General features: G+C 57.3%; 12 protein-coding genes. 10 read left to right on the top strand and 2 right to left on the bottom strand.

Translation table 11 applies throughout. The features are described from left to right. Positions 1–4 precede the first annotated feature (4 nt). From nrdF to emrB, 5 genes are all read left to right on the top strand, one after another. Complete coding sequence (gene nrdF, locus RT657_RS14755; RefSeq protein ID WP_313655535.1) at positions 5–964, top strand: class 1b ribonucleoside-diphosphate reductase subunit beta; 960 nt, start codon at positions 5–7, stop codon at positions 962–964. Positions 965–1,386: 422 nt separating this feature from the next. Further along, positions 1,387–2,574 (top strand): MFS transporter, encoded by a 1,188-nt coding sequence (locus RT657_RS14750; protein WP_313655361.1) that lies wholly within the window; start codon positions 1,387–1,389, stop codon positions 2,572–2,574. A gap of 302 nt (positions 2,575–2,876) precedes the next feature. Then, positions 2,877–3,407 (top strand): transcriptional repressor MprA, encoded by a 531-nt coding sequence (gene mprA / locus RT657_RS14745; protein ID WP_313655360.1) that lies wholly within the window; start codon positions 2,877–2,879, stop codon positions 3,405–3,407. Between the two features lie 150 nt (positions 3,408–3,557). Further along, positions 3,558–4,730 carry a multidrug efflux MFS transporter periplasmic adaptor subunit EmrA gene (gene emrA / locus RT657_RS14740; RefSeq protein ID WP_313655359.1) on the top strand — a complete coding sequence of 391 codons (1,173 nt, stop codon included), beginning with the start codon at positions 3,558–3,560 and terminating at the stop codon, positions 4,728–4,730. Positions 4,731–4,746: 16 nt separating this feature from the next. Beyond that, positions 4,747–6,282, top strand: coding sequence for a multidrug efflux MFS transporter permease subunit EmrB (gene emrB, locus RT657_RS14735; protein ID WP_313655358.1), 1,536 nt, complete (start codon positions 4,747–4,749; stop codon positions 6,280–6,282). A 40-nt stretch (positions 6,283–6,322) separates the two neighbouring features. On the opposite strand, the gene RT657_RS14730 is transcribed toward emrB, so the two are convergent. Then, on the bottom strand, positions 6,323–7,489 hold the full coding sequence (locus RT657_RS14730) for a tRNA/rRNA methyltransferase (protein WP_313655357.1): 1,167 nt from the start codon (positions 7,487–7,489) through the stop codon (positions 6,323–6,325). 159 nt (positions 7,490–7,648) lie between these two features. Between RT657_RS14730 and trxC the strand changes: the two genes are divergently transcribed. The 5 genes from trxC (at position 7,649) to RT657_RS14705 (ending at position 13,439) form a co-directional block, all read left to right on the top strand. Beyond that, positions 7,649–8,068, top strand: coding sequence for a thioredoxin TrxC (gene trxC, locus RT657_RS14725; protein ID WP_111139911.1), 420 nt, complete (start codon positions 7,649–7,651; stop codon positions 8,066–8,068). Between the two features lie 81 nt (positions 8,069–8,149). After that, on the top strand, positions 8,150–8,827 hold the full coding sequence (locus RT657_RS14720) for a tRNA-uridine aminocarboxypropyltransferase (protein ID WP_313655356.1): 678 nt from the start codon (positions 8,150–8,152) through the stop codon (positions 8,825–8,827). A 137-nt stretch (positions 8,828–8,964) separates the two neighbouring features. Further along, positions 8,965–11,640, top strand: coding sequence for a bifunctional acetate--CoA ligase family protein/GNAT family N-acetyltransferase (locus RT657_RS14715; protein ID WP_313655355.1), 2,676 nt, complete (start codon positions 8,965–8,967; stop codon positions 11,638–11,640). Between the two features lie 99 nt (positions 11,641–11,739). After that, entirely contained in the window at positions 11,740–13,095 is a 1,356-nt protein-coding gene (gene pssA, locus RT657_RS14710; RefSeq protein ID WP_313655353.1) for a CDP-diacylglycerol--serine O-phosphatidyltransferase, read from the top strand. A 26-nt stretch (positions 13,096–13,121) separates the two neighbouring features. Beyond that, positions 13,122–13,439, top strand: coding sequence for a YfiM family lipoprotein (locus RT657_RS14705; protein WP_313655352.1), 318 nt, complete (start codon positions 13,122–13,124; stop codon positions 13,437–13,439). 5 nt (positions 13,440–13,444) lie between these two features. Here the strand turns inward: RT657_RS14705 and RT657_RS14700 are convergent, their stop codons facing one another. Further along, entirely contained in the window at positions 13,445–14,734 is a 1,290-nt protein-coding gene (locus RT657_RS14700) for an MFS family transporter (protein WP_313655350.1), read from the bottom strand. Positions 14,735–15,011 lie beyond the last annotated feature (277 nt).

Genomic DNA, 15,011 nt, shown 5'->3' with positions numbered 1-15,011 from the left:
TATGATGAAACTGAAACAGATTCAGGCCATTAACTGGAACCGCCTGCAGGACGAGAAAGATCTTGAGGTGTGGAACCGTCTGACCAGCAACTTCTGGCTGCCAGAGAAAGTGCCGCTCTCCAACGATCTGCCCGGCTGGCAGGCGCTGGATAAACAGCAGCAGCAGCTGACCATCCGGGTCTTTACCGGGCTGACGCTGCTCGACACCATCCAGAACGTGATTGGCGCGCCAGGGTTGATGGAAGATGCGATTACCCCGCACGAGGAGGCCGTGCTGTCGAATATCAGCTTCATGGAAGCCGTGCACGCCCGCTCCTACAGTTCAATCTTCTCCACCCTGTGCAACACCCAGGATGTAGATGCTGCTTACCAGTGGAGCGAAGAGAATGTGCCGCTGCAGAATAAGGCGCGCATCATCCTGGAACAGTACCGGGCCGATGATCCGCTGAAGAAGAAGATCGCCAGCGTCTTCCTGGAGTCCTTTTTATTCTATTCCGGCTTCTGGCTACCGATGTACTGGTCTAGCCGGGGCAGGCTGACCAACACCGCCGATTTGATTCGCCTGATCATCCGCGACGAGGCGGTGCATGGCTATTACATCGGCTACAAATATCAGCGGGCACTGGTGGAGACCGACGATCGTCGTCGCGAGGAGTTGCAGCAGTTTGCTTATGACCTGCTGCTGGCGCTCTATGAGAATGAGGTGGCTTACACCGAGGCGCTCTATGGAGAGGTTGGCTGGGTGGACGAAGTGAAAACCTTCCTGCATTACAACGCCAACAAGGCGCTGATGAATCTGGGCTATGAGGCGTTGTTCCCGGCGGCGCTGACGGCGGTCAATCCGGCGATTCTGTCGGCGCTGTCGCCTAACGCCGATGAGAACCACGACTTTTTCTCCGGTTCAGGCTCCTCCTATGTCATGGGCAAAGCGGTCGAAACGGAAGATGAGGACTGGAATTTCTGATAGCGGACAGCTCAGCCGGATCGTCAGGCTGACCTGCAACTGCGGGTAAAGATGCAGGCACAGAGCGCATGCATCCTGCACAAAGAGACCATCCCTGGCGGGTTCAGCGCAGGTGATGGTTTCCCTCACGCCGGAGATGCCTCTTAAGCCGCTCCGGCGCTTTGCATTTTTAAAAACGCGCCTGCCCTGTTCGTCCCCGGCCCTGATGCAATGCGCCAGGCGAATGCGCTCATCGCTTTAACTTTCTGCATTGTCTGTGAGACGCCCGGTCGTGAGTTGCCACCCTCTTCTCAGCGCATATTTCCTCTGCCGCGGGTTAAGCCTCTGGTTATGACTGGTATGGCCTGTTAATAAACACACGTCTGAAATAGTTTTTTAGGTTATTATTAACCTCAAATGATTATTAGCGACCGATGCGGTTTATGAACAGGACTCACCAGGGGCTGACGCCTGCCTTAGTGATGCTGATGTCGGTAGCCACCGGCCTCTGCGTCGCCAGTAACTACTACGTTCAGCCACTGCTGAATACGATTGCCCAACAGTTTGATCTCTCCGTGAGCCTCGCCGGGTTTATCGTGACCACGGCACAGCTCGGTTACGCCTGCGGCCTGCTGTTTCTGGTGCCGCTGGGCGATCGGTTTGAACGCCGTCGTCTGATTGTGACGATGATTCTGCTGGCCGCAGCCGGAATGGTGATTATCGCCCTTTCGCACACCTTCGCCCTGCTCCTGCTGGGCACGGTGATGACCGGTCTGTTTTCCGTCGCCGCCCAGGTACTGGTGCCGCTGGCCGCGACGCTGGCAGAGCCGGCGCGGCGCGGCAAGATCGTTGGAACGGTCATGAGCGGCCTGCTGCTCGGGATCCTGCTGGCACGCACGGCCGCTGGCGCTCTGGCCCAGCTTGGGGGCTGGCGAACGGTCTACTGGACCGCCAGCCTGCTGATGGTCATGATGGCTCTGGCACTGTGGCGATCGCTGCCTCGCGTCAGACAGTCTGTTCCTCTGCGCTACCCGCAGCTGCTGGCCTCCATCTTTCGCCTGTATGCAGGCAACAGGGTAATCCGCACCCGTGCCTGGACGGGCTGCCTCTCCTTTGCCAACTTCAGTTTGCTGTGGACGTCAATGGCGTTTCTGCTCTCCGGTGCGCCCTACCACTTCACCGAAGGTCAGATTGGTTTACTGGGGCTGGTGGGTGCGGCTGGCGCGCTGGCGGCCCGTCAGGCCGGTTCGCTGGCGGATAAAGGCAAAGCGAAGCTGACCACCCGGCTGGGGCTGCTGTTTATGCTTGTGTCCTGGGCCGCGATTGCATGGGGAGCAGAGCAGCTTGTGCCACTGATCATCGGTATCCTGCTTCTGGATCTGGCTGTGCAGGCCGTGCATATCACGAATCAGAGCGTGATTTATGCGCAGATGCCGGAAGCGCGTAACCGTCTGAATGCGGGGTACATGACCAGCTACTTTATGGGCGGTGCAGCGGGTTCGTTACTTTCCGCCACCGCCTACCATCTGGCGGGCTGGTATGGCGTCTGTAGCACGGGCGTCCTGCTGACGCTGATCAATATACTGATCTGGGCAAGCGGATCGTGCTATGAGCCGGAAAAAATCACCTGAACCCTGTCCGGAGAGCGTATTGCATCTGGTCACAAATGGTTAGGTTTGTTATGGTTAGTAGCAAACCTATTCACTTCAGTTATTTTTCCTCGCGATATTATTAAATTTGCCCCCTTTTTGATAGCGTCCCGGCACTCTGATTGTCGCCGGGCAGACGGGTTTTTGACCCAGGGCCAGGGAATGGTCTGAAATGCCTTAAAGGGTGTAGCGTGCGTCCGACAACGCTCACCTGCCAGAAAGTGACTACGCTTAACCTGTCACCACAGTTATTATACAAGTTGCAATTAGTGAGGTTTTTTTTAATGGAAAGTTCGTTTACTCCCATTGAGCAGATGCTAAACATCCGTGCCAATCGTCATAAGGATTTTCCGTTACAGGAAATTATTCTGACGCGTCTCTGTATGCATATGCAGGGTAAACTGCTGGACAACCGTAACAAGATGCTGAAAGCACAGGGGATCAACGAAACTCTGTTCATGGCGTTGATTACACTGGATGCGCAGGAGAACCACAGCATTCAGCCTTCTGAACTCAGTTCTGCGCTGGGCTCTTCACGCACCAATGCCACGCGCATTGCTGATGAGCTGGAGAAGCGCGGCTGGATTGAACGTCGCGAGAGCGACCACGACCGTCGCTGCCTGCATCTGCATCTGACCGACAAGGGTATGGAGTTCCTGCGTCAGCTGCTGCCCCCTCAGCATCAGAGCCTGCAGTATCTCTGGTCTTCGCTGTCCAGTGATGAGAAGTCTCAGCTGGAAGGGATCACCCGTAAGCTGCTTAACCGTCTCGATAAAATGGATGAAGAGCAACTGATCGCCTCGCTGTCCCGCTAATAGCAATAAGTGCGACACAATCACCTGTCGGAATCGTTATTTTAATTTTCTTTTTTATCTGGCCAGCGCTCCGGCGCTGGCTTTTTCGACTCGGGCGCAGGCGGACAGGGATGACTGCCCCCCGACTAAATGGAAAATGTGGAGAAATTCATGAGTGCATCGGCAGAAGCACAACGCCCGCAACCGTCAGCCAACAAAAAGAAGAAGCGCAAAAGTGTGCTGATTGTGCTGGCGCTGATCATTGTTCTGGCGGGTATTGCCTGGGGCGCATACTGGTTCCTGGTCCTGCGTCATTTTCAGGAAACGGATGACGCCTACGTGGCAGGTAATCAGGTGCAGGTGATGGCCCAGGTCTCCGGCAGCGTGAATAAAGTCTGGTTCGAAGACACCGATTTTGTCAAAAAAGGCGATGTGCTGGTCTCGCTGGATAAGACCGATGCGGAGCAGGCGTTTGAAAAAGCGCAGACGGCCCTCGCCACCAGCGTCCGTCAGACACATCAGTTGATGATCAACGGAAGACAGTATCAGGCCAGCATCACGCTGCAGCAGACTGCGCTGGCGCAGGCTCAGGCCGATCTGAAACGCCGTGAACCACTGGGTGCGGCTAATCTGATTGGTCGTGAAGAGTTGCAGCACGCCCGCGATGCCGTCGCGACCGCCAAAGCGCAGCTCGACGTGGCGATTCAGCAATATAATGCGAACCAGGCGATGATCCTTAATACCTCGCTGGAAAATCAGCCTGCCGTACAGCAGAGCGCAGCCGAATTGCGTGACGCCTGGCTGGCGCTGCAGCGTACTGAGATTCGCAGCCCGATGGATGGTTTTGTCTCCCGTCGCAGCGTTCAGGTCGGCTCGCAGATTTCCACCAATACGCCACTGATGGCCGTCGTACCCGCGACTAATCTGTGGGTGGACGCTAACTTCAAAGAGACCCAACTGGCTGGCGTACGCATCGGTCAGCCCGCCACCGTGGTGGCCGATATTTACGGTGACGATGTGGTCTATCACGGCAAAGTGGTGGGTCTGGATATGGGCACCGGCAGCGCCTTTTCTCTGCTGCCTGCACAGAATGCTACCGGTAACTGGATCAAAGTGGTTCAGCGCCTGCCGGTACGTATCGAACTGAATCAGGAAGATATCGCCAGACATCCCCTGCGCATCGGTCTCTCCACGCTGGTTAAAATTGACACCACCAGCCAGGAGGGCAGTATGCTGGCCACTCGTGTCCGCCAGCAGGCCGCTTACAGCAGTAACGCCCTGGCGATTGACCTCGCGCCGGTCAATCAGCTGATCACCGATATCGTCCGTGCCAACGCCGGATGAGAACGCGGAGGCTGTAATGGCAAAAAAACCGCTTGAAGGGATGCCGCTGGTCCTGATGACCATTGCGCTGTCGCTGGCGACGTTCATGCAGGTTCTGGACTCGACCATCGCCAACGTGGCCATTCCGACCATCGCCGGTAATCTGGGTGCCTCTAACTCACAGGGCACCTGGGTAATCACCTCGTTTGGTGTCGCTAACGCGATCTCCATTCCGATTACCGGCTGGCTGGCAAAGCGCGTGGGCGAAGTGAAGCTGTTCACCTGGGCCACCATTCTGTTTGCTGTTGCCTCCTGGGCGTGCGGCATGTCAGAGAGCCTGGAGATGCTGATCTTCTTCCGCGTGTTGCAGGGGATCGTGGCGGGCCCGCTGATTCCACTGTCGCAGAGTCTGCTGCTCAGCAACTACCCGCCCGCCAAGCGCAGCATCGCGCTGTCGCTCTGGGCGATGACGGTGATCGTCGCGCCAATCTGCGGCCCGATTCTGGGCGGCTGGATCAGCGATAACTATCACTGGGGCTGGATCTTCTTTATCAACGTGCCGATTGGTGCGGTGGTCGTGCTGCTGACGTTGCAGACTCTGCGCGGTCGCGAAACTAAAACAGAGATCCGCCCGATTGATATGGTCGGCCTGGTGCTGCTGGTGGTGGGGATCGGCTGCCTGCAGGTGATGCTGGATCGCGGTAAAGAGCTCGACTGGTTCAGCTCCACGGAGATCATCGTGCTGGCGGTGGTTGCCGTCATTGCGCTGGCGGTGCTGCTGGTCTGGGAGCTGACAGACGATAATCCGATTGTCGACCTCTCTCTGTTTAAATCGCGCAACTTCACCATCGGCTGTTTGTCGATCAGCCTCGCCTATATGCTCTACTTCGGCTCGATCGTTCTGCTGCCGCAGCTGCTGCAGGAGGTCTATGGCTATACGGCCACCTGGGCCGGGCTGGCCTCGGCACCGGTCGGGATTATCCCGGTGATTTTGTCGCCGATTATTGGTCGTTTCGCCCATAAACTCGATATGCGGCGGCTGGTGACCTTCAGCTTCATTATGTATGCCGTCTGTTTTTACTGGCGCGCCTATACCTTTGAACCGGGCATGGACTTTGGCGCTTCGGCGTGGCCGCAGTTTATCCAGGGCTTTGCCGTGGCCTGCTTCTTTATGCCGCTGACCACGATTACGCTTTCCGGACTGCCGCCGGAGCGACTGGCCGCCGCCTCCAGCTTGTCTAATTTTGTGCGTACGCTGGCCGGTTCGATAGGCACCTCGATCACCACTACGATGTGGACCAATCGTGAGTCGATGCATCACAGCTATCTGGCGGAGTCGATAACCCCTTACAACGTCAATTCGCAGCAGATGTACAGCCAGCTGGAAGGCATGGGGATGACGCAACAGCAGGCCTCTGCCTGGATTGCGCAGCAGATTACCAATCAGGGACTGATTATTTCAGCGAATGAAATCTTCTGGGCGTCGGCTGGCGTCTTCCTGATCCTGCTGGTGCTGATCTGGTTTGCCCGCCCGCCGTTTGGTGCAGGCGGTGGCGGCGGTGGCGCACATTGACGCTGAGTGAAATGAAAAACGGGCCTTTCGGCCCGTTTTTTTATGCGTTCTGACGCCACCATTCGGCGAGCAGCACACCGGTTGCCACCGACACGTTGAGGCTTTCCACGTTGCCGGTTCCGCCAATCGACAGGCTCATGTCGCCCTGCTGGAAAGCGGTATCGGAGAGGCCTTCGCGCTCCTGCCCTAACACCAGCACCATTTTCTCCGGCAGCGACGCCTGCGCCAGCGGCGTTCCCTGATGGCTGGAGGTGGTCACGATGGTATAACCCGCTTTACGGAACGCTTCCAGACCGTTGCTGAAGGTGGTACCGCTGATGGCCTGTACATGCTCCGCGCCGCCTTCTGCGGTACGCACGGCCGCACCGGACTCCAGCAGTGAGGCGTCGTTAACCAGCAGGCCTTTAACGCCGAAGTGTGCGCAGCTGCGCATAATCGCGCCGAGGTTATGCGGGTTGCTGACATCTTCCAGCGCCAGTACGCAATCTTTGGTATTCGCCTGGCTCAGCCATTCCGCCACGGCCATACCCATGCGCTTTTTGATCAGGAAGCAGACGCCACCATGATGCTCGGTGCCTGAGGCTTTGGTAATCTCGGCATCTTCAACCACGTGATAGGCTTTGCGGTTGGCTGCCAGCCAGCGCAGCGTCTCGCGGAAACGGGGAGTCACTTCCTGCACAAACCAGGCGCGAACAATCGCTTCCGGACGGCTCTGGAACAGCGCATGACAGGCGTTCTCGCCGTAGACGCGGGTCTCTTCGTTACGCTGACGACGGATCTGCTCCGGATCGACAAAGCTCTTGCCGCTGATGCCGCCATGATCCGGCTTATCCGTGTCAGCCGCAGCCGACCGATCCGCAGAGGGCGCGCGGGAGACGGTGCGCCACGGTGAATCGCTGTTGCCATAGGCGCCGCGGCTCTCATCGCCCCGATCGTTGCGGCGCGGTGCGCCACGTCCGCCTTCAGGGCGACGCGAAGAGCTGCCACGGCCGGCATCATCGCTGCGGCGACCCGCAGAGGCTGAGCGGCTTCCTTCCTGACTGCGTTCAGTGCGGGAGCCAGACGAACGACGGTTATCATCCGGACGGGCAGCAGAGTGACCACCTTTGCCTGTACGAGGATTCGATGCACGCGCGCTTTTATCGTCCTCGCCACGCACGTACATCACCTTAACTTTACCGCTCTTACCTTTAAATTCGTCGTTCATATCTTCCTCCTGCATTGAGAGCGCGCAGATTACCTGATGTGCTGGCGCTTAGCTATCAACTATTGAACCTATAGAGCAATACAGATTGAGCAAAAATCCGCCCCCTTTCATAATGACCGACTATTACCAGACTGACACTTTTCAACATCAGAGGTTTCTATGAATACGGTATGCGCTTCCTGTCAGGCCACCAATCGCGTTCCTGACGATCGCCTTGCCGACGTGGCGAAATGTGGTCGCTGTGGAAATGCACTGTTCGATGGCGAGGTGGTGAATGCCACCAGCGCCAACTTTGACAAATATCTGCAGGACGATCTGCCCGTGGTGATCGACTTCTGGGCGCCGTGGTGCGGGCCGTGCGTGAACTTCGCGCCCGTATTCAAAGATGTCGCCAGCGAGCGCAGCGGCAAGGTCCGCTTTATTAAAGTGAACACGGAGGCGGAACCGGCCCTGAGTGCCCGTTTCAATATCCGCAGTATCCCGACTATCATGCTGTTTAAAAATGGCCAGCGGGTCGACATGCTGAATGGGGCGATGCCCAAAGCGCCTTTCAACGAATGGCTGGACGAATCGCTCTGATCCCCTGAGGCCAGCCTGTCTGGCCTTTTCCTTTTCCGCTGCGCTTCGATTACACTGACGTTTTTCCTGCCCTGAATGCTCATGTCTGATAATGCTGTTCTGCGCTTGCGCACCCAACGTCTGGCCCGTGCGACCCGCCCTTTCCTTGCGCGTGGAAATCGGGTCGTTCGCTGCCAGGGCTGTCTGCTGCCGGAAGCTCACTGCCTCTGCAGCCAGATTGCCCCGCAGTCGGCCCGCAGCCGTTTCTGTCTGGTCATGTTCGATACCGAGCCGATGAAACCGAGTAACACCGGCCGTCTGATTGCCGATATTCTGCCGGACACCCAGGCGTTTGGTTGGTCACGCACAGAACCGGACCCGCTGCTGCTGGCGGCCGTCCGCCATTCTGATTACCAGCCCGTAGTGGTCTTCCCGGCCGCCTATGCCGATCCGGGCCGCGAGGTACTGACAGTACCTCCTGCTGGCGACAAGCCGCCTCTGTTTATTATGCTCGATGGCACCTGGACCGAAGCGCGCAAAATGTTCCGCAAAAGCCCGTGGCTGGACGCCTTTCCGGTGATGTCGCTGGCGGTCAGCGCACCTTCTCGCTACACGCTGCGCGAAGCGCACGGTGAAGGCCAGCACTGTACCGCTGAGGTGGCCGCGGCGCTGCTGGCGCAGGCGGGCGATACGCGGGCAGCAGAGGCGCTCTCTCACCATTTCGATCGGTTCCGCGCGGCCTACCTGGCGGGTAAACCGCATCACGCCGGTCAGGCTTAACCGCCCGGTTGTCGCGGCCAGGCGGCTGTCCGCCGGCAGCGATAACCGGATCACGATGCGCAGCCTGCGATCTGCCCGGAAGCACCGCCCGCAAAAAGTGTTTACAATCACGCAAATCCCAATCTCTGGAGGGCGAGATGAGCCAACGCGGACTGGAAGCGCTGTTACGACCTAAATCAATTGCGGTAATTGGTGCCTCGGTGACGCCCGGGCGTGCAGGCTATTTTATGATGCGCAACCTGCTGGCGGGCGGATTCAGCGGCCCGGTCCTGCCCGTCACGCCAAAATATAAAGCGGTCAGCGGCGTGCTGGCCTGGCCTACCATCGACAGCCTGCCTTTTGCGCCGGACCTGGCGGTCATCTGCACCCACTCAAAGCGTAACCTTACCCTGCTGCAACAGCTCGGCGAGAAAGGCTGCAAGGCCTGCATTATCCTCTCGGCCCCTGCCAGCCAGCTGGCCGAACTCAAAGCCTGCGCCAGCCAGTGGCAGATACGGCTGCTGGGGCCGAACAGTCTGGGCCTGCTGGCACCCTGGCAGGGATTAAATGCCAGCTTCTCGCCGGTGCCGATCGCCAGAGGGCGTATTGCATTTATCTCCCAGTCTGCCGCCGTATCCAACACCATTCTGGACTGGGCGCAGCAGCGCAACCTCGGCTTTTCCTGGTTCATCGCGCTGGGCGACAGTCTGGATACCGATGTCGATGATCTGCTCGACTTCCTGGCCCGCGACGGTAAGACCAGCGCGATCCTGCTTTATCTGGAGCACCTCAGCGATGCGCGGCGCTTTGTTTCCGCCTCCCGCAGCGCCTCACGTAATAAACCGATTCTGGTGATCAAAAGTGGGCGCAGCCGTGAAGCGCAGTCGCTGCTGGGCACACACAGCGGACTGGACGCCGCCTGGGACGCTGCCATTCAGCGTGCGGGCCTGCTGCGGGTGCAGGACACCCATGAGCTGTTCTCCGCCGTGGAGTCGCTGAGCCACATGCGGCCGCTGCGTGGCGACCGGCTGATGATCATCAGTAATGGCGCCGCGCCTGCCGCGCTGGCGCTGGATGAACTCTATGCCCGCAACGGCAAGCTGGCACAACTCAGCGAGCAGACCCGTCAGCGGCTTGAGGCGCTGCTGCCCGCCGGCACGGGTCGCGGCAATCCGCTGGACTTAAAAGATGACGCCACGGCAGAACGCTATGCCGCCTGTGTTGAGATACTGCTCGACAGCCATGAGCTGGATGCGCTTATGATTATTCATGCGCCCAGCGCAGTGGCTCCCGCCACTGAAACGGCCACGCATCTGATCGACACGCTTGCCCGTCATCCGCGCGGTAAGCAGGTCACTCTGCTGACTAACTGGTGCGGCGAGTTCTCCTCCCAGGCCGCGCGCCGGGCGTTTACCCAGGCGGGCATTCCGACCTGGCGCACACCGGAAGGCACGGTGACCGCCTTTATGCATCAGGTCGAATATCGCCGCAATCAGAAGCAACTGCGCGAAACCCCAGCCCTGCCCGCGACGCTGAATCAGGACAGCGCCCATGCTCACCGTCTGCTGTCACAGGCGCTGGCGCGCGGGGTGACGACGCTGGACACTCACGAAGTGCAGCCGGTACTGCAGGCGTATGGTCTGGCTACGCTGCCGACCTGGATCGCCAGCGACAGCGCGGCCGCCGTGGCGATTGCTGATCAGATTGGCTATCCGGTGGCGCTGAAGCTGCGCTCGCCCGATATCGTGCACAAGTCAGAGGTTCAGGGCGTGATGCTCTATCTGCGCAATGCCCGCGAAGTGGAGCATGCCGCTGAGGCCATCTTTGATCGGGTACGGGAAACGCTGCCGCAGGCGCGCATAGAAGGCTTACTGGTGCAGAGCATGGCCAGCCGCGCGGGCGCACAGGAGCTGCGGGTGGTGGTGGAACAGGATGCGCTGTTTGGCCCGGTTATTATGCTGGGTGAAGGCGGCGTGGAGTGGCAGGCGGATAAACAGGCGGCTGTTGCTCTGCCTCCGCTGAATATGACGCTGGCACGCTATCTGGTGATTCAGGCGATCAAGAGCGGCAAAATCCGCAGCCGCAGCGGGCTTAATCCGCTGGATATTCCCGGCCTGAGCCAGCTGCTGGTTCAGGTGTCGGATCTGGTCGTGGATTGTCCGGAGATCCAGCGACTGGATATCCATCCGCTGCTGGCGGCTGGCAACGATTTTACCCTGCTGGATGTTACCCTGACGCTGGCTCCCTTTGATGGCGATAACGAAGCCCGGCTGGCCATACGCCCCTATCCTCAGCATCTGGAAGAGCAGGTAGAGTTAAAAGATGGGCAATTCTGCCTGTTCCGGCCCATCCTGCCTGAAGATGAACCGCTGCTGCGTGATTTCATCAGTCAGGTCACCAAAGAGGATCTTTACTACCGCTACTTCAGCGAAATCAATGAATTTACACATGAGGATCTCGCCAACATGACCCAGATCGATTATGACCGCGAGATGGCGATTGTGGCGGTACGCGAGCGTCAGGAAGGCCCCGAAATCATCGGCGTCACTCGCGCCATCTCTGATGCCGATAATATTGATGCGGAGTTTTCGGTGCTGGTCCGTTCCGACCTGAAAGGGTTAGGCATGGGGCGTCGCCTGCTGGAAAAAATGATCCGTTATACCCGGCATCATGGCTTGCAACAATTGAACGGTATCACAATGCCCCATAATCGCGGCATGATTACGCTGGCTCGAAAACTGAACTTTCATGTTGATATTCAACTGGATGAAGGTATCGTCAGCCTTAAACTGTCGTTACAGAATGAGATTACGTCACCTTGTAGAGAAAGGTAAAAAACGTTCGAATCGATGGAGTTGATGTTATTATTTACGGTTATAACCCTGATTTGATGGCAAAAGGCCATCCAATGAAAAGAGAAGAAGCGCACTGCGATGTTGTCTAAATTCAAACGAAACAAACATCAACAACACCTCGCACAGTTGCCAAAACTGTCACAATCCGTTGCGGATGTGTCGACACTTTATTCGCCCGCCGAATTCCGCACGACGCTGCTGGAAAAGATTGCGGCCGCGCAGACACGCATCTGTATCGTTGCGCTCTACCTTGAAAACGATGATGCCGGACGTGCTGTTATGGATGCACTTTATCAGGCTAAGCAGGCGCGACCGGCGCTGGATATCTCAATTCTGGTTGACTGGCATCGGGCGCAGCGTGGCCGCATTGGCGCCGCGCGGGGCGTAACCAACGCCGACTGGTATTGTGAAATGGCGACCCGCTATGCCGACATTGCCATTCCGGTTTATGGCATTCCGGTCAATACCCGCGAGGCGCTGGGCGTTCTTCACCTTAAAGGATTTATCATCGATGACACACTGCTCTACAGTGGTGCCAGCATCAATGATGTCTATCTGCATCAGCACGATAAGTATCGTTACGACCGTTACCAGCTTATCCGCAACGCCCGGCTGACCGATACCATGTATGAATGGATCACTCTCAATCTCAAGTCGGCAGAAGCGGTGAACCGGCTGGATTTTGCGGAGCGTCCTTCCAGTCCTGAAATCAAAAATGAAACGCGGCAGTTTCGTCAGGACCTGCGCGGTTTTAACTATCAGTTTGAAGGGGATGCCGGTAATGAAGAGCTGGCCGTCACGCCGCTGGTCGGCCTGGGCAAGCATAGCCTGCTGAATAAAACCATCTTCCATCTGATGCCCTGCGCGGAAGAGAAGCTGGTCATCTGTACCCCCTATTTCAACCTGCCCGCGCTGCTGGTCCGGAATATTATTCATCTGCTGCGGCAGGGCAAAAAGGTCGAAATCATCGTCGGTGACAAAACCGCCAATGATTTCTATATTGCGCCCGATCAGCCATTCAAAATTATCGGTGCCCTGCCCTATCTCTATGAGATCAATCTGCGTCGCTTCCTGAGCCGCCTGCAATATTACGTCACCACTGATCAGCTGGTCGTCAGGCTTTGGAAGGATAGCGAGAACAGTTATCACCTCAAGGGAATGTGGGTTGACGACGAATGGCAGCTGATCACCGGTAATAACCTTAATCCGCGCGCGTGGCGACTCGATCTGGAAAATGCGGTGTTGATCCATGACCCTCATCAGCAGTTATCGGCTCAGCGCGAGAAAGAGCTGACGCTCATCCGGCAGCACACTCAGGTTATCACTCACTTCCGCGAACTGGAGAGCATTGCCGATTACCCGGCCAAGGTACGAAAACTGATCCGTCGTCTGCGCCGGATCCGTATCGATCGCCTGATTAGCCGTATTCTCTGATACGCGCCAGATATGGGGCATCTGCTATGCGAATTGTACTGCTTGCTGTGCTGTTGTGTAGTGGATGTGCCCACGTAGCCCAGGATGAGTGGACCGGACGGGATAAAGCGGAGCACTTTTTTGCTTCCGCCGCACTGGCGGCAGCGGGCAGTGAATATGGGCAGCGCCAGCACCTTTCTGACCGGCAGAGCCAGACGATAGGCTTTATGTTTTCATTAAGCCTCGGCGCGGCAAAAGAGGGATATGACAGCCGCCCGGCTGGCAGCGGCTGGAGCTGGAAAGATTTCGCCTGGGATGCCGCCGGTGCAGCCAGCGGCATCGCCCTGTGGAATCTTAGCCAGTAGGCGTATCAGAGTGTTATGCCCTTGCCGCGCTTGTGCAGCAACAGCGACACCAGAAACGCTACTGCACCCATCGCGGAAACATACCAGAAGAAGGTCGTCTCAATTCCCTGCTGCTTCATCAGCAGTGCCACATACTCCGCTGACCCACCAAAAATCGCATTCGCTACCGCATAAGAGAGTCCCACGCCCAGCGCGCGCACCTGCGGCGGAAACATTTCGGCTTTCAGGATGCCGCTGATGGCGGTGTAGAAGCTGGTAATCAGCAGGGCCAGCATGATCAGCAGAAAAGCGACGCCGGGACTCTGCACGTTTTGTAGCAGAGTCAGAATCGGCACCGTACAGATCGCCGCCCCTGCACCGAAAATCATCATCGAGGTGCGCCGCCCGATTTTATCTGAGAGCGCACCGATAACCGGCTGAATAAGCATAAAGACCAGCAACGCACCGGTCATCAGGCCGCTGGCCGTTTTGGGATCCATACCTGAGGTGTTCACCAGATACTTCTGCATGTAGGTGGTAAAGGTATAGAAGCTCAGGGAGCCACCCGCGGTGAAACCCAGCACCATCAGGAAAGGTCGGGTATGGTTACGCAGTAACCCGATGACGCTGCCGGCATCGCGATGCTCGCGGCTGCTCTTATCGGATGTCTCTTCCAGTGAGCGACGCAGCCACAGTGCGACAACGGCGAGCAGCGCGCCAAGGAAGAATGGAATACGCCAGCCCCAGCTTCGCAGCTCAGCATCCGTAAGCAGGAACTGCAGCACGACCACCGTCAGGACCGCCGCCAGCTGACCGCCAATCAGCGTGACATACTGAAAAGAGGCATAAAATCCTTTGCGCCCTTCAAGCGCCACTTCGCTCATGTAGGTTGCGCTGGTCCCATACTCTCCACCGACCGATAAGCCCTGAAACATGCGCGCCAGCAGCAGAATGATGGGAGCCGCGACCCCGATCGTGGCATAACCTGGCAAGCAGGCAATTACCAGAGAACCGAAACACATCATGCAGACCGAAACCAGCATTGAATTTTTCCGGCCATGTTTGTCGCCGATATAGCCGAACAGCCAGCCGCCAATCGGACGCATTAAAAACCCGGCTGCAAACACCCCTGCCGTCTGCAACAGCTGCGTCGTGGTATCGCCCTGAGGAAAAAAGATGTGCGCGAAATAGAGTGAGAAGAATGAGTAGACGTAGAAGTCAAACCACTCGACCAGGTTGCCCGATGAGGCACCGACGATCGCCCAGATACGTTTTTTTGCATCATCCGGCTGAATATTATTGTTTATGGGTGTCATGCTTTACCTCTGCTCCTTGCTGATCAACAGCGTCTAAAAGGTGAGTAAAGCATTTAACTCTACTGAAGGTAAAGGCGGGCTATTCTGAGATTGTTATTGTGAGCAGCATCGCTAATCTTTTCAAAATCAGCGGGTTGCCGGCATATTTTGCAGAAATCTGGCGGAGTAGAGAGGGTAAATAGCAGGGTAATAAATGAGAATTTAAGCACAATATAGCAGATGACAGACGTAAAAAAGCCCCGCACTCGCGTGCGGGGCTTCTTCACTTATATAATGC

The sequence above is a fragment of the Pantoea sp. genome, assembly GCF_032114055.1.
Classification (GTDB): Bacteria; Pseudomonadota; Gammaproteobacteria; order Enterobacterales; family Enterobacteriaceae; genus Pantoea.
Note: the sequence above shows the minus strand (reverse complement) of the source record. Positions and strands in the feature narration are given on the sequence as shown.